16 protein-coding genes are annotated in these 20,083 nt (G+C 67.3%); 7 read left to right on the forward strand and 9 right to left on the reverse strand.

Features of this window, described 5'->3' with window-relative positions; genetic code table 11:
* Positions 1 to 92: 92 nt before the first annotated feature.
* The 3 genes from NN4_RS08495 to NN4_RS08505 all read left to right on the forward strand — a co-directional run bounded on the left by NN4_RS08495 (position 93) and on the right by NN4_RS08505 (position 4,397).
* Positions 93 to 1,295, forward strand: a complete 1,203-nt coding sequence (locus tag NN4_RS08495) for an MFS transporter (protein WP_246180777.1) — start codon at positions 93 to 95, stop codon at positions 1,293 to 1,295.
* Between the two features lie 453 nt (positions 1,296 to 1,748).
* Positions 1,749 to 2,207, forward strand: a complete 459-nt coding sequence (locus NN4_RS08500) for an EXLDI protein (RefSeq protein ID WP_186818326.1) — start codon at positions 1,749 to 1,751, stop codon at positions 2,205 to 2,207.
* A gap of 33 nt (positions 2,208 to 2,240) precedes the next feature.
* Positions 2,241 to 4,397: an MMPL family transporter gene (locus NN4_RS08505; protein ID WP_147129396.1), complete on the forward strand. Its 2,157-nt coding sequence runs from the start codon at positions 2,241 to 2,243 to the stop codon at positions 4,395 to 4,397.
* A 116-nt stretch (positions 4,398 to 4,513) separates the two neighbouring features.
* Here the strand turns inward: NN4_RS08505 and NN4_RS08510 are convergent, their stop codons facing one another.
* The 5 genes from NN4_RS08510 to NN4_RS08530 form a co-directional block, all read right to left on the reverse strand.
* On the reverse strand, positions 4,514 to 6,904 hold the full coding sequence (locus NN4_RS08510) for a hypothetical protein (RefSeq protein ID WP_147129397.1): 2,391 nt from the start codon (positions 6,902 to 6,904) through the stop codon (positions 4,514 to 4,516).
* Positions 6,905 to 7,194: 290 nt separating this feature from the next.
* On the reverse strand, positions 7,195 to 7,938 hold the full coding sequence (locus NN4_RS08515; RefSeq protein ID WP_147129398.1) for a CPBP family intramembrane glutamic endopeptidase: 744 nt from the start codon (positions 7,936 to 7,938) through the stop codon (positions 7,195 to 7,197).
* A 210-nt stretch (positions 7,939 to 8,148) separates the two neighbouring features.
* Positions 8,149 to 9,078 carry an RluA family pseudouridine synthase gene (locus tag NN4_RS08520; protein ID WP_147129399.1) on the reverse strand — a complete coding sequence of 310 codons (930 nt, stop codon included), beginning with the start codon at positions 9,076 to 9,078 and terminating at the stop codon, positions 8,149 to 8,151.
* 45 nt (positions 9,079 to 9,123) lie between these two features.
* Positions 9,124 to 9,702 carry a putative glycolipid-binding domain-containing protein gene (locus tag NN4_RS08525; RefSeq protein ID WP_147129400.1) on the reverse strand — a complete coding sequence of 193 codons (579 nt, stop codon included), beginning with the start codon at positions 9,700 to 9,702 and terminating at the stop codon, positions 9,124 to 9,126.
* Between the two features lie 13 nt (positions 9,703 to 9,715).
* A complete protein-coding gene (locus NN4_RS08530) occupies positions 9,716 to 10,171 on the reverse strand; it encodes a TIGR03667 family PPOX class F420-dependent oxidoreductase (protein ID WP_147129401.1) in 456 nt (151 codons plus the stop codon).
* 500 nt (positions 10,172 to 10,671) lie between these two features.
* Here NN4_RS08530 and NN4_RS08540 point away from each other — a divergent pair, with 500 nt between their 5' ends.
* The 3 genes from NN4_RS08540 to NN4_RS08550 all read left to right on the forward strand — a co-directional run bounded on the left by NN4_RS08540 (position 10,672) and on the right by NN4_RS08550 (position 14,990).
* On the forward strand, positions 10,672 to 11,283 hold the full coding sequence (locus NN4_RS08540; RefSeq protein WP_147129403.1) for a maleylpyruvate isomerase N-terminal domain-containing protein: 612 nt from the start codon (positions 10,672 to 10,674) through the stop codon (positions 11,281 to 11,283).
* A 123-nt stretch (positions 11,284 to 11,406) separates the two neighbouring features.
* Positions 11,407 to 13,254, forward strand: coding sequence for an ABC transporter ATP-binding protein (locus tag NN4_RS08545; RefSeq protein WP_147129404.1), 1,848 nt, complete (start codon positions 11,407 to 11,409; stop codon positions 13,252 to 13,254).
* Positions 13,254 to 14,990, forward strand: a complete 1,737-nt coding sequence (locus NN4_RS08550; RefSeq protein WP_147129405.1) for an ABC transporter ATP-binding protein — start codon at positions 13,254 to 13,256, stop codon at positions 14,988 to 14,990. The genes NN4_RS08545 and NN4_RS08550 overlap by 1 nt, the downstream gene beginning before the upstream one ends.
* A gap of 55 nt (positions 14,991 to 15,045) precedes the next feature.
* On the opposite strand, the gene NN4_RS08555 is transcribed toward NN4_RS08550, so the two are convergent.
* From NN4_RS08555 to NN4_RS08565, 3 genes are all read right to left on the reverse strand, one after another.
* Positions 15,046 to 16,458, reverse strand: a complete 1,413-nt coding sequence (locus NN4_RS08555) for an alpha/beta hydrolase family protein (RefSeq protein ID WP_147129406.1) — start codon at positions 16,456 to 16,458, stop codon at positions 15,046 to 15,048.
* A gap of 160 nt (positions 16,459 to 16,618) precedes the next feature.
* The gene (locus NN4_RS08560) at positions 16,619 to 17,320 is read right to left on the reverse strand and encodes a siderophore-interacting protein (protein WP_147129407.1); all 702 of its coding nucleotides are present in this window, start codon (positions 17,318 to 17,320) and stop codon (positions 16,619 to 16,621) included.
* A 114-nt stretch (positions 17,321 to 17,434) separates the two neighbouring features.
* Positions 17,435 to 17,923: an MTB12 C-terminal domain-containing protein gene (locus NN4_RS08565; protein WP_246180778.1), complete on the reverse strand. Its 489-nt coding sequence runs from the start codon at positions 17,921 to 17,923 to the stop codon at positions 17,435 to 17,437.
* A 142-nt stretch (positions 17,924 to 18,065) separates the two neighbouring features.
* Between NN4_RS08565 and NN4_RS08570 the strand changes: the two genes are divergently transcribed.
* Entirely contained in the window at positions 18,066 to 19,343 is a 1,278-nt protein-coding gene (locus NN4_RS08570) for a SidA/IucD/PvdA family monooxygenase (RefSeq protein ID WP_147129408.1), read from the forward strand.
* A gap of 21 nt (positions 19,344 to 19,364) precedes the next feature.
* On the opposite strand, the gene NN4_RS08575 is transcribed toward NN4_RS08570, so the two are convergent.
* Positions 19,365 to 20,036, reverse strand: a complete 672-nt coding sequence (locus NN4_RS08575; RefSeq protein ID WP_147129409.1) for a GNAT family N-acetyltransferase — start codon at positions 20,034 to 20,036, stop codon at positions 19,365 to 19,367.
* Between the last annotated feature and the right edge of the window lie 47 nt (positions 20,037 to 20,083).

Here is a 20,083-nt window from a genome sequence, read left to right on the forward strand (position 1 = left end):
TACCGCTTGCTCATTGGGCAGCGAGTGACAGCGGCAAAATTCATGGGATAAATCGGTGGCGGCTTGTCGGTACGGCGTGACAAGCTCGGTTGGTGCGGTCCTATCGGGTGGTTTTGGCGAGTGCGGATGTGCGCAACGTACTGCTGCTCGGGGCGCTGGTGCGCATCCCGTTCTTCGCCGGGGCCGTGCTGCTCGCACTGCACGTCGTGCAGACGTTGCACGGTTCCTACGTGCAGGCCGGTGTGCTCAGCACCATCGCCACCGTGTGCATCGCGTTGAGCGGGCCGTGGCGCGGGCGCCTGCTCGATCGGTTCGGACTGCGCCGCACGGTCGCGCCGTCCATTCTGGTCGGCGCGGTGTGCTGGTCGATCGCGCCGTTCGTCGATTACGTGCCGCTGCTCATCTTCGCCGCGATCGCCGGACTCTTCGACGTACCCATCTTCACCGTCGTCCGGCAGGCGGTCATCGCCGCGACGACCGAGCAGAACCGGCAGCCCGCCCTCGCGTTGGAGTCGGTGTCGGTCGAGTGCGCCTTCATGGTCGGGCCGATCGTCGGTGTCGCCGCCGCCAGCATCTGGTCGACGACGATGGTGTTGTTCTTCGTGCAAATGACTTTGGTGCTCGCCGGCATCCTGCTCTGGGTGCGCAATCCACCACTGCGCTCCGCCCAGGACACCGACCGCGCGAACGCCGTCGCCGTCCCGCGCCGCAGCTGGTTCCGCCTCGAGTTCGTCGCCCTGTGCGTCGGCGCGAGCGCGGCGATCGCCGTCCTGGCCGGCTCCGAACTGACCTTCGTCTCCGCCATCCGCGAATTCGACGCGCAGAAATGGCTCGGCGTCGTCCTCGCCGTCTGGGGCTTCGGTTCGGTGGTCGGCGGCCTCACCTACGGCGCGCTGCACCGCAAGATCTCCACCTACCTGCTGCTCGCGGCCCTCGGCGCCGTCACCCTACCGATGGCCTTCGCCGTCGGCCCCATCTCCCTCGCTATCACCGGCCTGGTCGCCGGATTATTCTGCGCGCCAACGATTACCGCCTCCATCGACCAGATGAGCCGAATAGTTCCCGAGGGCGGCCGCGGTGAAGCAATCGGATGGCACAGCGCCGCCCTCACCCTCGGCAACGGCATCGGCAGCTCCATGGCGGGCATCGCCATCGACGCGGGCGGCTTCCCCGCGGGCTTCGGTGCCGCAGCCGCCCTCGGCCTGGGCATCGGCCTCGGCATCCCGCTCCTCCTCGCCCTGCGCAACCGCCGCCACCCAGCCGTCGAGAAAGAACCGAGCCAAGTCGGCGCCTGAGTCTCGGCCAGCGTCGACGGCACCGCAGTCGGCGACAGCGGTTGAGATGTGCCTCCGGTCGGTGCTGATCGACCGTGTTGTGTCCGTGGGTAGTTCGGTCATGAGTGGCTGACTGCCCTTCTCGCCCCTGAGCGGTTCCAATAGCTCATCTTCTGAAACGTCCCGGCTGACAACCGGTTTCGCGGTTGAGTCGAGCCAACTCGATAGCCCCCTGTCGTGGCTGAGCGGGGTGTCGTAGGCCTGCGGTGATCGGAGGGCGGGTGCTGGTGAGCCAGATTTCCAGCCGAGGCCTTGCGTTATACGTATACATCTACATATAGTGGTCGCGACGGGTGCTGGTGTGCAGTGGCCCGGGGAAATCGAGACCGAGAATCTGGGCCGGCGGGGCGAATGAGGGGTCCGTTGGTTCTGAATCGATGCGTGCATGCGCATTTACGTATAGATGGAGTCGTCATGAGTAGCGAATCGGTGCAGGCGGTTGTGGTCGAGGGGGGTGTCGACTTCGAGAGGGCGGACCCGGAGGGGTTTCGGGAAGTCGCGCTGAAGGTAGGGCCGGGGAGTGGGCGGGTGCAGCGGTTTGCCGGGCGGCGGGTGGGGGAGTCGACGCAGGTCACCAAGGCGGGGGTGGAGCTGGTCCGGGTTTATCTGAGCCGCAAAGGGAAGTACGTGGTGCACAAGCAAAGTGCGGAGTGGACCGATTTCTCGGTGGTGGCCGATTGGGTCAAGGAATTGAAGAAGATGCAGAAGACGAACTGGCGTGGCGGGCTGGACCTGGACAATCAGAGTTGGGGCGACCGCACGCTGGAGGTGGTGGACTCGTTCGAGGAACTGCGGGAGCGGGTGCCCGCCAAGATCTTCCGCACACTCACCGACACTTCCGCGCAACCTCCTATCGAGGATCTCGACATCTGAGCGGCCGCTCGGATACCGAAAGGACGCATTCCCATGTTTGCTCGACTCGGGCAGTTGGTCGTGCACCATCCGTGGAAGGTGATCGGCCTGTGGCTGCTCATCATCGTCGGTGTGGTGGCGACGGCGCCGCAGCTCAAATCGACCACCGACCAATCCGACTTCCTGCCTTCGCATTACGAGTCGATCCAGGCACTCGACATGCAACAGAAGGCTTTTCCGCAGAGTGCAGCGCCCGCGGCGTTGATCGTCTTCGCCCGGTCCGACGGGGCACAGTTGAGCGACAGCGATACGGCCGCGGTCGCGTCCATCGGCGCGAAACTCAGTGCGGCCAACATCGAGGATGTCACTGGGCTACAGCCGATTCCGCCGTCGGAGAACCGGCTGATCCAGGTCATCGCGGTGCAGCTGACGAAGGTGACCAGCGCGGGCGACACGACCCAGAGCGACGCGGTCAAGGCGCTGCGTGACGCGCTGAAGACGGAAGTGCAAGGCGGCGAACTGAAGGCGGGCATCACCGGTCAGGCGGCGCAGATGCTGGATCAGATGGAGTCCAGCGAAAAGGGCATGGCGATCATCGGTGTCGCGACGATCGTGCTGATCCTCGTGCTGCTGCTGATCATCTTCCGCAGCCCGGTGATCGCGCTGCTGCCGATCGTCACCATCGGCGCCGTCTCCAGTCTGGTCGGCGGACTGATCGCGATGACGGCCGAGGCCTTCGACCTCAAGGTGGACAGTTCGGTGAACGCCATCCTGCTGGTCGTGCTGTTCGGCGTCGGCACCGATTACATCCTGTTCCTGATGTTCCGCTACCGGGAACGGCTGCGGGCGGGGGAAGATCCGAAGACCGCCATGGTCAGTGCCGTCACCAGGGTCGGCGAGGCCATCACCTCCGCTGCGGCAGCGGTGATCATCGCGTTCATGGCACTGACCCTGTCCACGCTGGGCATGTTCCGGGCGCTCGGTCCCGCGCTGGCCATCGCGGTCGCGGTGGCGCTGCTGGCCGGTCTCACACTGGTGCCCGCCGTGGTTTCGTTGTTGGGCACCAAGGTGTTCTGGCCGTCGAAGGCGTGGCAGGCGGAGCCGAAGGGTGCGCGTTTCGCGGCGCTCGGTGCGGCCCTCGGCCGTCGTCCCGCCGCCTTCGCGGTGGTCTCCGGCGGTGTGCTCGTCGCGCTGGGCATCCTGGCCGTCGGCTTCAATCCGACCTTCGATCTGAGTTCGGGCTCGACCTCGGATGCGTCCGAATCGGTGGTCTACAACAAGGAACTGCTCAAGGGCATGCCCGCAGGTGCCACCCAGCCGTCGGACGTGTTGCTGCGGGCCGACAACGGCGCGCTGACCAGCGACCAGCTCGCGACCTACCGGACGGCGTTGATCGCGGTGCCCGGCGTCGGCCAGGTGGCGGAACCGCTGCTGTCCGCGGACAAGGCGACCGCCAACTTCCAGGTGACGCTCACCTCCGCACCGGAATCGGACGCCGCGATCGAGACGGTCCGTAATCCGTTGCGCGACGCCGCGCATGCGGCCGCGCCGGCGGGCACGACCGCCGCCGTCGGCGGGATGACGGCGATCTTCGTGGACTTCCAGGACGCGATGAACCACGACTACGCGATCGTGTTCCCGGTGGCCGCGATTCTGATCATGATCGTGCTGGCCTTGCTGCTGCGCAGTCTGGTCGCGCCGTGGTACCTGATGGCGTCGGTGTTCCTCGGCTTCGCCGCCACGCTCGGCGCCGCGGTGCTGGTGTTCCAGCACATCCAGGGGGAGGCCGGCCTGATCTTCACGCTGCCGGTGATCATGTACCTGTTCGTGGTCGCGCTCGGCACCGACTACAACATCCTGATGGTGGCCCGGTTGCGCGAAGAGGCCAGGGAGGGGCGCGATCCGCGGCAGGCGGCGGCGCTCGGTTTGCAGCACACGGGTCCGACGGTCGCGGCCGCAGGCCTGATCCTCGCGGGTACCTTCGCCTCGATGATGTTGGCGGGCAACAACGTTCTCTCGCAGATGGGGTTCGCCATCTCCGTGGGCATCGGAATCGCCGCCTTCGTGATGGCGATGTTCTTCACCCCGGCGCTGACGGCGTTGCTCGGGCACCGCGCGTGGTGGCCGGGGCACGGTGACGAGAAGCCCGGTATGTCCCCGGAGCGGGGAGCGTACGACACCGACGAGGTGACGGCGCCGACCGCACGCTGACCGTGTCGAGCGGCGCCTGAGGTGGTCGAACACGGGTAACCGCAACGAAAAGGGCTGCCCTCCGGTAACTCCGGAGGGCAGCCCTTTGCTGTCCAGCGGGAATGACCCGCGCGCGATCAGCCGCTGATGGCGAAGGGGCGGCGGACCTTGATCCCCGCCTCCACCGCGCGGGCTACGGCCGCACGGGAGACGCCGACCTCGTTGGCGATGCCCGGCGTCAGCCAGGATTCGTCGGCGAGACGAAGGATCTCGGCGAGCTGCTCGACGGAGAGATTCGACATCCGGCGGCGGGCGATCTCGTGTGCGAGAGCGGTGATTTCGTCGTCCTCATCGATCTCGTCCTCATCGTCCGGGAGCTCCGGCTCCATGTCCGCCATGGGAGCGCGCCCGACAATACTGGCAGGCTCGGTGCGCTGGCTGGGGCGCGGCGGTTCAGGGTTCTCCTCGAAGACGAGTTGTTCGATCTCGGCCTCGGAGATGCTCGTGGAGGCCGACTTTCGGCGGCTGGTGGTGGGGCGAGAAACCGTTTCCCCGGAGATCGCCTGTGCGACAGTGTCGGCGATCGTTGCTGCGGCCTTCCGAATGGGGTCACCAGGGTGAGGCTCTTCCGGCTCGTCGCCGAGCGACGCGTCCGCGATGGGCCCGGGTGCCGGGGTGGTGGGCGCCGAATCGGCGGGTTCACGCGGCATGTCGTCTATCGGAAACAGCGGCATCGCGTGCCCGTTGTGCGAAGCCTGGCCGTTCGTCGGCGTCCGGTCGCGATCGACAGTGCGTCCGTTGACGTGTGCGGTGTCGCCGCTGCTGGGTGTGGTGCGGGTGGTGCCATTGACCGGCTGACCATTCGTCGACGTGGGCCGGCCGCCGTCGGTGGTGGCGTGATCGTTGGTGACGGCGTGACCGTTCGTCGCCGCATGGCCGCTGCCTTGTGGGGCGGGGCCGTTAGTCCGGGTGGCGTGATCGCCGTCGGCAGCGTGGTCGTTGGTGTGTGCAGTGTCGTTGGGCGGTGTGGTGCCGTTGGCGCCACTGACCGGCCGTCCGTTCGTTGACGCGCTGCCGTCGTCGGTGACCGCGTGGCCGTTAGTCACGGTGTGGCCGTTGGTCGCGATCGCATGGCCGTTGCTGGACGCGACGGTGTGGAAAGGCGGCTGCGCGGCCGTTCTCGAGGTGGCGGCCGCGTCCTGAGGTGCGCTGTTGGCCGAATCAGCGTGCAGCGCAGACCCGTTGGTCGCGGGGCGCGCATTGTCGACGGGCGGTGCAGTACGCGGGTCGCGCAACTCGACGGGCAGTGGATGGCCGTTGATGGCCGAGAACGGCGCTGCGACATGCCCATTGGTCGTGACATGGCTGTTGGTGGTGACGTGGCCGTTGGTGCCGAAATGGCCCGCTACCGGTGCCGAAGCCGGCGCGCGCTGATCGTCAGCCGAAACCGAGCGCGTGGCATGCCCGTTGGTCGCGGGGCGAGAGCTTTCAGCGGGCGTATACGTCCCACGCTCGGCGCTGTCGGCCGAGAACGGCGACACCGCATGCCCGTTGTCCGTCGGCTCTGCATGGTCGATCCGCGATTTCTCCGAATGTCTATCGGCACCCGTCGAGCCTGCGTCCGCATCAGCTCCAGGCACCCGAGCAGCGACTGTCGCCTCGTAGGAATCGACTCCACCGAGCAACCACCGCCGATCATCCGGCGCGTCGACGGTGAGCCCGACGCGCGAATCCCGTTCGCTGACGCGGTGCCGAACCGTCGCGTCCTGGTCCAGCACCGGCGCACCATCGATGAGCAGCGCGTAGCGCGCGGAAACCCACGCGTGCAACCAGATCACGACACCGACCATGATGGGCGCGATCGAGTATTCCGCGGCGCGCCCCCACGAACCTGTGGCCAGATGCGGCCCGGCGTTCAACGCGATGGTGGTGCCGAGCAGCGCGGTCTCGAAGAAGATCACCTTGCCGCGGGCGAGCTCGCGTCCCCAGCGGGCGGCGGTGGTGGCGGCGACCATGATGGTGATGATCGGAATCGAGATCATCGCCTCGATCCCGTAGCTCAACCAGTACAGCGGATCGGACATGTCGCCGCTGGGCACCAGATTGTGCTGCACGTTCACACCCGCCCACACCATGCCGAGCACGACGACGGCGATCAGCGCCCGCGACGACCATTCGGCGCGCCGGTAGAGCTGGGCCAGCCGCGCGTCCTCGCTCGACACCCGCCTGCGTGCGGCCAGCGCCCGCCGATGCCACCGCTCGTCCGCCTCGTCGGCGCGCCGAATCTTGGCCGCCGTCCGGCGATCCCGCTTCTCCGCGGCCAGCTCTTCTTCGACCGCCCGCCGCCGCTGCTTACGCCGCTGCGCCCGAACCCATTCCGCGAGCTCGCGTTCCGCCCCGATCTCCCCCTCGGACAAGACCTCGAACAGCGCCGTGTCGTGCTGCAGCGGCAATTTGCCACGGGCCGTCTCGACCCGCTGCGCCAACGCGGCGATCTCGGAACTACCGGTGGATTGTTCGTCGCGCATCGCGAGCCTTCCCGGAGCAGATCGTCAGCAGACCTACTTGCTCGAACGTATGTGTGATCGCAATGAGGCTAAACCGGCCACCGGCCGAGGTCAATGCCGACGCTCGAAAACCAGTGCGAATATCTCGGACGCTCGCGTGACACGCCGCTTAAAGCAACACGCCGTTGGGCTCGGGCTGAAATGGAGTCTCAAACGGCGGCACGCAGGGTAAGGAATTCCTAAGCGACGTGCGCGATTTCGTCAGCGTGTGTGATGGGAAGGGCGCGTACCCGATCGACCACTACAGCTGCTCAATTCATAGTTGTATGCCAAACGATGGCAGCAGCCAGCGCACCCGCACCATTGACCGACCAATGCAGCGCGATCGGCGCCAGCAAACTGCCGCTGCGCCGGCGCAGCCAGGTGAATACGACACCGGCGGCCGCAGTGGCGACGACGGCGAGCAGGATGCCGATGATCTGCCCCATGACGCCACCGCCGACGAATCCGGCAAGCCCGCGATTGCTACTGGTCAAACCCAGCGACGAGGCGATGTGCCAGAGCCCGAAAAGCAGTGAGCCGGCGGCGAAGACGCCGCGCGCGCCATAGACCCGATCGAGCGTGCCGTGCAGCACGCCACGGAACGCCAGCTCCTCGGGAATCACGGTCTGCAACGGGATCACGATCATCGAGGCGATCAGCGCGCCGGAGATGGTGGCGTAGCGATCGGCCAGGAAGAACGGCCGGGTGATCGGCAGCGCCGCCCCGATGGCCACCGCTGCGAGCACCACGCCGACCGCGCCGAGCGCGTAGAGCGTGCCGCGTCGCCAGTGCCGGGGGGAGAGCCCGAATTCATGCCAATTCATGCCGCGTCGGCGCATCAACGCCAGCAGCACGAGGGCGGCCACGGGCACGGTCACAATGCTGGCCCAGGCGGTGGTGAAGTGCGCGATCAGATTGGTCCCCGCCAGGACCACGACAACCACGGCCACGTCGGCATATGCATGCAATTTGTGGCGGGGCGGCGTGGTTTCCGCGAGGTCCTGTGCGAGCATCCCGCCCAGTGTACGGATGGGCGCGGGTCCCGCCGCGTGGTCGGTCATTTGTGGTCGGCTTACCCGAATCGGCCGGTTTCATCGGTCTCGATGTGGTGGCGCGCCGCACCGGTTACTGTGACTAGAACTTGTTTCAGTTACAGGAGCCGCGCCCGACGTGGCCTGAGCCACCGCGGCGGGCGCCCCGGGCCGGCTGACTGCCAGTGCTTGTCAGCCGGCCCATCCCACTGGATCGGTCCAGGCTTGCAGCTTGCGGGTGGTCTCGAACCGGCGCGGCAGGTCGCTGATCGGATCGGTGAACTCCAGCGACGCGGCGAGCAACTGCAACGGCCGGGTGAAGTCGTCGACCGGCTTGTCGGTCAGCACGGGATAGAAGTCGTCGCCGAGAATCGGGACGCCGAGGCCGTTCATGTGCAGCCGCAGCTGATGGGTCCGGCCGGTCAACGGGCGCAACCGATATCGGCCGAGCCCGTCGCGGTGCTCGACCAACTCGATCGAGGTCTCGGCATTGGGCTCGCCGTCGACCTCCTGCGCCGCGAGCACGTGCTTCTCTTTGATGATCCGGCTGCGCACGACGCGCGGCAGGTTCAGCGCCGGATCGTACGGCGCGATCGCCTCGTACTCCTTACGGACGGTCCGCTTGTGGAACATCGTCTGATACGCCCCGCGTCGCGCCGGGTTGATGATGAACAGCACCAGCCCGGCCGTCACCCGATCCAGCCGATGCGCCGGGATCAGGTCTGGCAGCTCGAGGTCGCGGCGCAAGCGCACCAGCGCGGTCTGCAGGATGTGCTGGCCACGCGGAATGGTCGCGAGGAAGTGTGGTTTGTCCACGACGAGCAGGTCGTCGTCGCGGTGCACGATGGTGAGCTCGAACGGCACCGGCGTCTCGACCGGCAGGTCGCGGTGGAACCACACCGCGCCGCCGGGAACGTAGGGCGCGTCCGGCCTGATCGGGCCGTCGAGATCCACGATCCCGCCGTCGCGCAGCAACTCATCGATCCGTGCCGGATCCACCCTTGGCAGCCGCTCGACCAAATGGTCGCGAATCGTCGCCCAGTCGCCGTCCTCCGGCAGCCGGAGCCGGGCCGGGTCCAGGCCGTGCCGCTTCGGCAACGGCGGTTGCTGCCGCCTTCTCATCGGCATCGACCCTAGTCGCCGGGGGTTTCGCCGCGCGCTCCCGGGTCAGTGGGCGCGCACCGCGATGCCCGGGTAATCGAGGACGAAACCGGCCTCGTCATAGGTGAGCGTGCAACGGAAATCGAACTGCGGTGCCTGGTAGGCGAACCGCTGATGCGGACCGTCGTCGGCGATCCGGCCGTAGACCTGCTCCAGCCGGGTCACCGCCAATCCGACGGCGTGCACGTAGGCCGCCGGCGCATCGATCGTCGCATCGACGTCGAGGCCGAGCCGGTGTACCGGGAACGCGTTGGTCAGTGCGGAAGCCTCCAGATCGACATCGAGGCAACCGCTCAGCCCGGCGTGCGGCACCCCGTCGACCGTCCAATTGCCCGCGCCGTCGGTGTCCAGCGCGACCGTGTGCCAGCCGCCGGGGCGTCGGGTCGCGACCCTGGCTCGCCGGGTGCGCCACGACGGGTCGAGGGTGAGCTGATAGTCCACCGCCCACGCGCGGCCGTCCTCGACCGCGGTGGTGCATCCGTCGATCTGCACGCCGCTCTCGGTCACCTTGAAGTAGGCGATCTCGAAACCGGTGCGCGCGCCGCGATGCTGCCAGGCGGCCGACGGCGGTGCGGGTTCGAACATGATCGGCGCGAATTCAGAAGCCGCGCAGGCGATCCGGGCGAATCCGGACCACAGCGGAGTACTCGGTGAAGAACTGTTCGGCGGTCATCGAGATGTCCTTCAGGCCATCGGTGTATTTCGCTGTGTACGTGGCGATTTCGTCGGGCGTGGCGGCCACGTCATCGATGCGGGCGGTGCCGGTGAACACGACGACATCGCCGCCCCACTCGGTGGCGTTGAAGTTCAGCGAAACGCGCGGGTTGCGGGCCAGGTTGCGCAGCTTGGCCTGGTCCGGCTTGCTGAACAGCAGGAACTCGTCGTCGCCCCACTGGAACCAGACCGGGTTGGGTTGCGGGGTGCCGGAGGCCCCGACGGTGGTCAGCCAGATGACGGGTTCTTTGGCGAGGCGCTCGACGACCTTGGCGCCGAAGGGGGTGCTCGGGTCGACGACGGGGGCAGCAGCGGATCGTTCGGAGGCCGTTGTGGTCATGCTCGGGACAACACCGCGACAGCCGGGACGATTCCTGATCGGCGCATTTCGGCTGTCGCGGTCCGGTCCGTCCCGGTGGGTGCGCGATCGGGCTACGGCGTCGCTCGCTCATCGAGGACCATCCGCCGGGCTTCCACCAACGTCCGGCGTGCTCGGCGGCGCATCCGGCACATATCCACGCTGCAGTTCAAATGCACCTGCATGGCGCGGTGGGCCTGATCCGGTGTCAGCGCACCCGGGTCGATAGAACACGACGAAATTGTGGAAATGATCCGTGTAACAAACATATTCACGACTCCAATGTGGTGTTTCCGTATGGTGAAAGCTAGCCATGTACCCGCGCTATCGGGCCTGGTCGAGGCACCGTTCATGGAGCGTTCCCCGATGTGATGCACATCGGAAAGCCTTGTGTACGAAGCCGTTTTCGCAGGTAGCCAAAACAAGTCCGCAGCGCGACAAGCTATTCGGCGATAAACACGCGCATTTCTGAAGGAGGTCGAATGAACACCGAGATGCTGGACGAACTTTGGCGATCGTGGGCTGAACGTGGGGCTGTCCTGACGGCGGAACAATGGGCGACGCCGACACGGCTGCCCGGCTGGTCGGTGCGCGCGTTGTTCGCGCATGTAGCGCCCGATCCCGCGATCATGGCAACGATGCGTGACGCCCAGGTGACGGGCCCGCCCGTAGCTGTCCACGGAGCAGAGATTCTGCGAATCTTCAACGCCCCCGGCGGTTTAGCGCATACGGCAGCCGACGACATCGCCGTGCAAGCCAGCGAAACGGCGGAGGATATCGACACCGACGCGCTGCTGCGCCGCTTCACCGAGGACGGCCCGCGAGCCCTCGCCGAACTCGGCGATATCGATCCGGCCACCGTGCTGCCGCATCCGCACCTCGGTGCCGTGACCTATCAGGCACTGCTCGAGGTGGCCATCGTCGACCTCGCCGTGCACCTGCTCGATCTGATCGCGGCGGTCGCTGGCCCGCCGGTGCCGCAGGCCACGTTGCGCAGTGTCGTGCAGGTGTTGGCCGCCGTGCCGGACCCGGTCGACTTCATCGAGGCCGCGACCGGGCGGAGCGCGAGTGCGGTGTTGCCGGTGATGCGATAGCGGATCGCCGGCAAACCCCCATACAGCCAAAGTTAGGCTAACCTATCTTCTTGGGCTCGGGCCTGTGTGACGATGAGCCGGTTCGGGGGGAGCACTGGTGATGATGGCGAGAGGCAACGAACTATGACGGTGGAGGTCGCGCCGCTACCTGTGGCGGAGACGGGGAACCGGCCGCCGCGCGCGGCGCAGCAAGCGCGCAAGAAGGCGGAAGCGTTGGCGCGTAAGGAGATCCTGGCGCCCGTGCGACGGGCACTCACCCTCGCGAGCATCATCGTGGCCGTCGCCTCGGTATGCACCGTGCTGCCGTTCGTGCTGATCGTCGAGGCCTGCCGGGAACTGCTGGCCGACCAGGTCGATACCGATCGGGTCTGGCGGCTGCTCCTTGTCGCCGTTGTCGTGCTCGTCGTGCGTGGCCTGCTGCAAGCGGTGGCGCTGACCTGGTCGCATCTGGTCGACGCGAACTACCAGCTGTCGCTGCGCAGGCTGCTCGCGGCCAAATTGACCAGGGTGCCGCTCGGCTGGTTCGGCGATCGCTCTGCCGGTGCGGTGAAGAAGCTGCTGCAAGACGACGTCGAGGCGCTGCACTACCTGGTGGCGCACGCGCGGCTGGAGTTCGTCGGTGCGCTCACCGTCCCGCTCGTCACCCTCGGCTACCTGTTCACTGTCGAGTGGCGGCTCGCCCTGGTGCTGCTCGTTCCGCTGGTCGCGTATGCCGTGACCTACGGCAGGATGCTGGATCAGGACGCCCGCGACCGATTGACGGTCTACAACCGCTGGGAGCGCCGCACCCAGGAGGCGACCATCGAATTCGTCGACGGCATCCAGGTGGTGCGGGCATTCGGCCAGGCGGGCAAGGCGCACAGCGTATTCCAGGAGGCGGTGGACGGCCAGGCGGCGAGCCTCGACCGGTTGAAGACCCCGATGATCCGGCTGCAATCCGGCTCCGATCTGGTGGTCGCGCCGGTCTTCGTGATGCTGGTGATCGTGCTGGCCGGCCTCATCGGCGTCGGCCTGCACTGGGTGGAACCGGTGGATGTGCTGCCATTCCTGCTGGTCGGACTGGGTTTGGGCAGCGCGCTGCTCGGGCTCGGGTACGGCACGCAGGCGCTGCGCACCGCCGGTGCCGCCGCCGTCCGGCTGCACGAGTTACAGCAGACGCCCGAATTGAGCACGGACGCACCCGATTCGGATCAGCCGACAGCCGGCCCGGCCGGTGTCGTGCGTTTCGAGGGCGTCACGTTCGGCTATCGCACAGACCATGATGTCCTGCGCGACATCGACATCGAACTCACACCGGGCACCCTCACCGCGCTGGTCGGCCCGAGCGGGTCGGGCAAGTCGACACTGGCCAAGCTGTTGCCCCGGTTCTATGACGTCGGCTCCGGCCGGATCACCATCGGCGGCCGGGATATCCGGCACTACCCGACCGAAGAGCTTTATCGCACAGTCGGTTTCGTCTTCCAGGACGTTCGGCTGATCGGCGGCACCGTCCGGGACAACCTATTGCTGGCCCGGCCGGACGCCGACGACGCGGCACTGGCGCAGGCGGCCCGCGCCGCCCAGATCCACGACCGCATCGTGGCGCTGCCGCGCGGCTACGACTCCGAGATCGGGGTCGACGCCGTCCTGTCCGGCGGTGAGGCACAGCGGCTTTCGATCGCCCGCGCGCTGCTGGCCGACACACCGGTGCTCGTGCTGGACGAGGCGACCGCCTTCGCCGACCCGGAATCCGAAGCGGCGGTGCAGGACGCGCTCGCGGTGCTGGTCGCCGGGCGCACCGTTCTGGTCATCGCGCACCGGCTGCACACCATCACCGGCGTCGACCGAATCCTGGTGTTGGAGAACGGAAGCCTCGTAGAACGGGGCGACCATCGCAGCCTGCGTGACGCCGGCGGGACCTATCAGCGGCTGTGGGAAATCAACGAGGCGGCTCTCGGTGCGATCGCCTTCGCCGAGACGGAGGAGCACTGATGATTCGCAAGGTACTCGGGCTGGTGCCAGCCGAATTCGATCCGCTGACCCCGAAACTGCTCGCCGCGATCGTCGCACAGGCGCTGAGCCAGGCGGCGGCCTATCTGCTGCTCGTCCCGGTGTTGGAGGCGCTGTTCGATGACGATCTGGCCCGCGCCTGGATGTGGACGCTGTGGATGGTGGCCGCGGTCTCGGCCGTCGTCGTGTTCGGCTTCGTGCAGGCGGTGATCGGCCTGCGCATCGGCGTCGGCATGCAGCGCGGACTGCAGACCCGGCTGGGCGATCACCTCAACGCCTTGCCGCTCGGCTGGTTCGAGTCGCAGAGTGCGGGCGTGCTGTCCCGGGTCGTCGTCGAAAATGTCCGGGAAATCCAGGGTTTGGTCGCCTATCTGCTGACCAAGGTGATCACCAGCATCCTGGTGCCACTGGGTGTCGCGGTGGGCATGTTGTTCATCGACTGGCGGATCTCGGTCGCCATGCTGCTCGCGGCGCCCGTGCTGTACACGATCAACAGCCTGGCCAACCGGGCCTACACCCGCTCCGATGCGCGGATGCACGCGGCCGCGGCCGAAGCGGACGCGCGGGTACTGGAGTTCGCGCAGGCACAGCCGGTGCTGCGGGCCTTCGGTGCGGTCGGGGCCGGCAACCGTGCGCTGGAGGCGGCGCTGCTCGGCCAGCGGTCCGCGATTTCGCGGCTCATGTTCGCGACGGTGCCCGGCCTGATCGTGTTCGGCTTGTTCGTGCAGGCGGTGTTTCTCCTCCTGGTCTATGTCGCCGTGGGCCGGATGACCGAAGGCGCGATCTCAGCGGCCGCCGCCATCGCGTTGATCGCGGTGAGTTCCCGGTTCATCGAGCCGCTGAATCAGGCTGCGCAGCTTGCCAATGCGTTGCGCTCTGCCGCGGCCGCCGCGGACCGGGTCGGCGCGCTGCTCGCGGAACCGGTATTGCCCGAGGCGAAGACCGCGGTGACGCCCGGTGTTCCGGCAGTCGTGTTCGACGAGGTGAGCTTCGGCTACCGGCCAGGGGAGCCGGTCGTCACCGACCTGACGTTCAGCGTGCCTGCGGGAACCACCACCGCGATCGTCGGCCCGAGCGGTGCGGGTAAGACCACCCTGTTGCGGCTGGTGGCCCGGTTCTACGACGTCGACGCCGGCCGAGTCCTGGTCGGCGAGCACGATGTGCGGGACCAACCGTCGGAGACGTTGCTGAACCAGCTGTCGCTGGTCTTTCAGAATGTGTACCTGTTCGACCAGTCGGTGGCGGACAACATCCGCATCGGCAAACCGGACGCCACCGACGCCGAAGTGCGCCGGGCCGCCGAAGCCGCGCGGGTCGACGAGATCGTCGAACGGCTCCCGGACGGCTGGGACACGCTGGTAGGCGAGGGTGGCGCGGCGCTGTCCGGCGGTGAGCGGCAACGGGTTTCCATCGCCCGCGCCTTGCTCAAAGACGCCCCGATCGTGCTGCTCGACGAGGCGACCAGTGCGCTCGACCCGCACAGCGAAGCGGTGGTGGTGCGCGGCATGCACGAACTCACCAGGGACCGAACGGTCATCGTCGTCGCGCACCGGCTCGCCACCATCGCACACGCCGACCAGATCTTGTTCCTGGACGGCGGTCGGATAGTCGAACGCGGTACGCACAGCGAGCTTTTGGCCGCTGGTGGTCGCTACGCCGACTTCTGGAACGAACGCTCCCGCGCGACCGGATGGCGGCTGGAACCAGCGGTGGTCTGAGCCGGCGCTGAACGCCAACCGCTCGGACTCGAGTTCGGCGCAAGGGTGCTGGCGTTCAGCGCACCGGCCCGCCGTGGATGTCCCGGTAGCGGGCCGCCGCCGCACCGGGATCGGCACGCCCCGCCCCGAGCGGCTCCTGTAGGAATGCCACCAGAATGTCGTTGGTGGCCCGCTGGGTTTCCCGTGGTCCGCGCGCGCCGCCGAGCAACTGCGCCGCCAGGAACCGGGCCGGGTCGGCGAGGAAGCGCGGAGCGTCGGTGAAGCTGTAATGGTTGGCCTCGGCGATCTCGAACCGAAAGCCCGGCGCGGTCGACCGGGCGAGCAACGACCCGTTGCCGTCCAGGAACTGCTCGGAGTGTTCGGTCTCCGCATAATCGCTCTGCACCAACAGAAACGGCTTCCGCAGCGACCGCTGGGGCAGCGTGCCGTACAACGTGCCGTCGATATTCGCCGCGGCCATCAGGCGGGGATCGTCGGCCAGCGCAGCCGCCGCGGCCGCGCCTCCGAACGAATGACCGACGGCAGCAACATGTTCGGTGTCCAGGCGACCGGATAGGCGCGGCCCCAGCGTATCCGGTCGCTGCAGCTGATCGACCACGAAGCGCAGGTCCGCCGCTCGGACATCGAGTTGACCGCTCATATAGCGCGATCCGTCCGGGTCGTTGTCCGGGAAGTGTTGCCGTGGCGTCGCGATGGTGCCGTCGGCGAGTTCGGTGACCGCGACCTCGTACGGATGATCGACGGCGAGTACCACGAAGCCCCGGCTGGCGAGATCGGCGATCAACCCGGTGTAGAAGGCGCGTGGCGCACCGTATCCGGGCGAGAACAGCACGACGGGCCAGCGGGCCCGGTCGGGGTTGACCGGCAGGTTCAGCCGAGCATGGGTATCGACGCGGTGATAACCGCGCATGAGTAGGCCCGGCAGCACCGTGACCTGCTCCGGCAGCTGATTCAGCCCGTCGAGATACACAGCGGGTCGACCATCGCCCGCCGGATCCGCCGGATACCAGGCCTGCACAATGACATTGCGCTGATCGTCGGCCGAATCCGTTGCGGGCTCCGGCCTGTCCCGGTCGACCCAGCGAAAGATCTCGGTACCCACCGCATATGGCCCGGTCGGTCGCGGCAGGTCAGGAACAGGAACCACCGCCCAGGCGAGCGCCGCCGGCACCATCAGCAACCCGGCACCACCGCGAGCCAGCGTCAGCGGAAGCCGTCGCGCACGGGTCGCCGTCGGGTCAGCGGCCCACTTCGCCTGCGCGACAACCAATCCGCCCGCCGCCGCGATCAGCACATACGTCGGCGCGAACTGCCAGTAGAACCCCTCGACCAACCACTGGACGACACAGCCGACGACGAGCACCGGCACCACCACGGGAGCCACCCGGCGCGCGACCCGGCGGGAGGCGACCGCCGACACCGCGAACACGATGGCGCCGAGCGCCAGCAGAACATCCATGACCGACATGCGTCGCTGACCTCCACTCCGACGCCGGTCCGCGGATGTCCGCGGGACCGGCCCTGAGTACCAGCGTGCGGCAACTACTGCCGCGTGCGCGTCGACAGCTGGTCGCGATCGAGGTCATCCTCGGGGATGAGTGGCTACCCCGCCGGATACCGCCGGCGACCTACTTCCAGTAAGCCTGCGACTTGATCGAGGTCTTGGGCAGGCCGTGGGTCGTCTTGAGCGACTTGACGATCGAACGCGTGGTGTGGCCGTCGCAGGCCACCCAGGCGAACGCGTCCTTCGGGATCTCCAGCTGCTGCGCCTGTTCGCGCAGCAGTCGCCCGTTGTCGACGCGCTGCAGCCAGGTCACCTGGTGCTGCGGCTTGTTCCGTACCGGCAGCGTCGTGTCGGACTCGTACTGCCATTCCAGCCACACGCGGGCCGGGGTGTCGCCGATCGCGTCGAGCAGCGAGTTGATCGCGGCCAGTGACGCCGTGTCGCCGAAGACGACGAACTCGCTCGGCATCGGCTCCGGTAGCTGGAAGTCGGAGCCGAGCACCGACACATCGATCTGGGTGCCGACGGTCGCGTTCTGCGCCCAGACGGCGGCCGGGCCGTTGTGTATCGCGAAGTCGATCCAGAAGCGGTCACCCGCGGGATCCGGGTCGACCAGCGTGTAGCCCCGCTGATGTTCCTTCTCCCCGTTGGGTATCCACAGTCTGACCCACTGCGTCGGATGAACGGCGTGGTCTTCCAGCAGCCCCCCGGCGGAGAAGCCGAGCCGCACGAACTTGTCCGTGATGGTCTCGGTCGACGTGACGGTGAGTCGGTAGTCCTCGGCGCGCCACGCCTTCAGCATCAAGCCTTCGAATCCTCTACCCATGTGGGTAAGGCTAACCTAAGAACGTCGGGTAATCTCGTGTGTCGTAGACCACACCGCGGCAATCGGAAATGGCCTCCGGTGCGCGGGAGGCCATTTCCGTTGTAGCGCAGTTATTTACACGGTGCAGGGCAGGAATGCGACGCTGGCGATGGTGCATTGCGCCTCGCGAGTCAGCTTCCAGGTGCCGTCGATGTTCTTCCAGGTGAGATCGAAATGGAAGGGGTCATAGCCATCGACCGCGGTTTGCAGGGTGGCGCCGAGGATATCGCCGTTGACTGTCACCGGGCCGAGGATGTTCCACCGGAAGCTGGGCGGGGTGGCCGCCATGGCGGTGCCGACCTGATCGGCCAGCGGCAGGCCTGCCTCGCCTGCTTCGAGTTCGGCGGCACGGGCGGACCGCGCCGCGCCGGTGTTCAGAACGACCTGCAGCTTTGCCTTCAGCTCGCCCGGGCCGGGTGCGCTGGCCTGCATCGGGGCGACGATCGGCGCTGCGGCCGCGGGGACCGTGGTCGCGACCGAGCCGAAGGTGCCGATGAGAGTTGCTGCGGTGAGCGCGATCAACGACGCCGACTTCTTTGTTGTGGTGCGGAGCATTCTGTCCATCCAATCGTTTGCCTGTGATGCCATTGTGCGGCCAACCCTCTCGCAATATAAGGTAAGCCTACGCAAACATAGCTGGGCGGGGGATTGTTGTTGTGGGCGCGAACGCAACATCAATGACACTGCGCGCGAGAGTGGAGAACCGGTGGAGACACTTCTGGTAGTCGGCGCGGGGCCGAAAGCCCTTGCGGTGGCGGCGAAGTCGCACGTCTTACGGAACCTGGGACTGCCTGCGCCGCGGGTGGTGGTGGTCGAGGCGCATGCCGTCGGCGGCAACTGGCTGCCCAGCGGCGGCTGGACCGACGGACAGCACCGGCTCGGCACCAGCCCGGAAAAGGACATCGGCTTCCCGTACCGCTCGACCTGGGCGCGTGGCCACAACCAGGCCATCAACGCGGCGATGAAGGCGTTCAGCTGGACCTCGTTCCTGGTCGAGCACGGCACCTTCGCCGAGTGGATCGATCGAGGGCGCCCGAGCCCGCACCACCACACCTGGGCCAGGTACCTGCAGTGGGTCGCCCGCGCGATCGACCTCGACCTGGTCATCGGCACGGTGCGGTCGATCCGGCAGGGGGACAACGGATGGTCGGTCTCGGTGACCGACGCCGAAGGTCGCGACACCGAGCTGGCCGCCGACGGTCTGATGATCACCGGGCCTGGGCGCAGCACCAAGACGCTGGCCGAGCATGCGCGCATCCTCAGTATCGCCGAGTTCTGGGAACTCGCCGGGCGTCGCGCACTGCCTGCGGCGTCCAGAGCCGCAGTGATCGGCGGCGGCGAGACCGCAGGCTCCGCCCTGGACGAGTTGGTCCGGCACGAGATGCTGACCATCTCGGTGATCTCGCCGATGGCGACCATCTATACCCGCGGCGAAAGTTATTTCGAGAACGCGCTTTTCAGCGATCCGAGCAAATGGGCGGCGCTGAGCATGCAGGAGCGCCGAGATGTCATCCGCCGTACCGACCGCGGTGTCTTCTCGGTGCGGGTGCAGGAAAACCTGCTTGGCGACAACCGAGTCCATCACCTGCAGGGCCGAGTGGTGCGCGTCGCCGACCACGCGGACGGGGTGGCCGTCACCCTGCGCAACGAACTGCGCGCGGATCAGGTACACGCTTTCGACCTGGCGATCGATGCCACCGGCGGCCAGCCGTTGTGGTTCCTCGAGCTGTTCGACTCCTACGCAATGGATCTGCTCGAGCTCGCGGTAGGCGGCCCACTCACCCAGCCGCGGCTCGAGTCGTCCATCGGCTATGACCTGGCGGTGTCCGGGCTGGCGTCGAAGCTGTATCTACCCAACCTCGCGGCACTCGCGCAGGGGCCGGGGTTTCCGAATCTGAGCTGCCTGGGGGAGCTTTCGGATCGGGTGCTGAGCCCGGAGCCGGCTCGTGCCGGATCCGGTGCCCGGCGCCTGGTGGTTCGGTAAGGATCGGACGTGCCTGCGCGGTCAGCGCCGCAGGGCGGGCATATCCTCGGGTTCGCGCGGGAGGGTGTGCAGCGAGATCCGGCGATCGGGGCGAATGTCGAACTCGCCGAGATGGCGCCAGCCGTTCTTCTGCAATGCTTTGCGCATCGGCAGGTTCCGATAGTCGGGGTCGCACATCAGCCGTCGGCACTGCGGCTCGGCGCGCCACACCTCGGTGGCCAGCTGACCGATCCACGCCGACATGACGCCCCGGCCCACCAGGCTCGGGTCCGCCGTGGCGATGTGGAAGCCCATGTCCAGCGCGTCGGCTTCGTACAGTTTGGCGATCTCGTCCTTCGCGGCGCGGTACAGCTCGATATACGCGACGTCGCTACGGCCGAGGTCGGGTCGATCGACGGCCGCGAAATCGAAGCCGAGAATGCAGGGCCGCGAGTAGGTTCCGGCCAGCTGCGCCCTGCTGTCGATCCGCCGCCGCTCCGCCGACCAGGCCTGTTCCCAGGTCTCGAGCAGATGCGGGCGAGCCATCCAGTCGGCGAGTGTTTCGGGGTCGGCGCTGTCCGGGTCGACCGTGCGCAGCGAATAAGGATCGGAGAAGCTCGGCACCACCGGTTCGGGAGCTTCACGAACATCGTCGGAAATGTCGGTCAGCTCGCGGGGAAAGACGTACGGCGTCCCCGTTCCATTCCTCGGCATGGTGCTCCGTTCGTCCGTTACCTAAGTCACTATCGCCATTAGGGTAG

This window comes from Nocardia ninae NBRC 108245 (assembly GCF_007990755.1).
Lineage (GTDB): Bacteria > Actinomycetota > Actinomycetes > Mycobacteriales > Mycobacteriaceae > Nocardia > Nocardia ninae.

What these genes read in the sequence shown, in the direction of transcription:
- NN4_RS08500 (WP_186818326.1), top strand. Translation starts at nt 1,749, where the DNA reads ATGAGTAGCGAATCGGTGCAGGCGGTTGTGGTCGAGGGGGGTGTCGAC.
- NN4_RS08505 (WP_147129396.1), top strand. Translation starts at nt 2,241, where the DNA reads ATGTTTGCTCGACTCGGGCAGTTGGTCGTGCACCATCCGTGGAAGGTG.
- NN4_RS08510 (WP_147129397.1), bottom strand. Translation starts at nt 6,904, where the DNA reads ATGCGCGACGAACAATCCACCGGTAGTTCCGAGATCGCCGCGTTGGCG.
- NN4_RS08515 (WP_147129398.1), bottom strand. Translation starts at nt 7,938, where the DNA reads ATGCTCGCACAGGACCTCGCGGAAACCACGCCGCCCCGCCACAAATTG.
- NN4_RS08520 (WP_147129399.1), bottom strand. Translation starts at nt 9,078, where the DNA reads ATGAGAAGGCGGCAGCAACCGCCGTTGCCGAAGCGGCACGGCCTGGAC.
- NN4_RS08525 (WP_147129400.1), bottom strand. Translation starts at nt 9,702, where the DNA reads ATGTTCGAACCCGCACCGCCGTCGGCCGCCTGGCAGCATCGCGGCGCG.
- NN4_RS08530 (WP_147129401.1), bottom strand. Translation starts at nt 10,171, where the DNA reads ATGACCACAACGGCCTCCGAACGATCCGCTGCTGCCCCCGTCGTCGAC.
- NN4_RS08540 (WP_147129403.1), top strand. Translation starts at nt 10,672, where the DNA reads ATGAACACCGAGATGCTGGACGAACTTTGGCGATCGTGGGCTGAACGT.
- NN4_RS08545 (WP_147129404.1), top strand. Translation starts at nt 11,407, where the DNA reads ATGACGGTGGAGGTCGCGCCGCTACCTGTGGCGGAGACGGGGAACCGG.
- NN4_RS08550 (WP_147129405.1), top strand. Translation starts at nt 13,254, where the DNA reads ATGATTCGCAAGGTACTCGGGCTGGTGCCAGCCGAATTCGATCCGCTG.
- NN4_RS08555 (WP_147129406.1), bottom strand. Translation starts at nt 16,458, where the DNA reads ATGTCGGTCATGGATGTTCTGCTGGCGCTCGGCGCCATCGTGTTCGCG.
- NN4_RS08560 (WP_147129407.1), bottom strand. Translation starts at nt 17,320, where the DNA reads ATGGGTAGAGGATTCGAAGGCTTGATGCTGAAGGCGTGGCGCGCCGAG.
- NN4_RS08565 (WP_246180778.1), bottom strand. Translation starts at nt 17,923, where the DNA reads ATGGACAGAATGCTCCGCACCACAACAAAGAAGTCGGCGTCGTTGATC.
- NN4_RS08575 (WP_147129409.1), bottom strand. Translation starts at nt 20,036, where the DNA reads ATGCCGAGGAATGGAACGGGGACGCCGTACGTCTTTCCCCGCGAGCTG.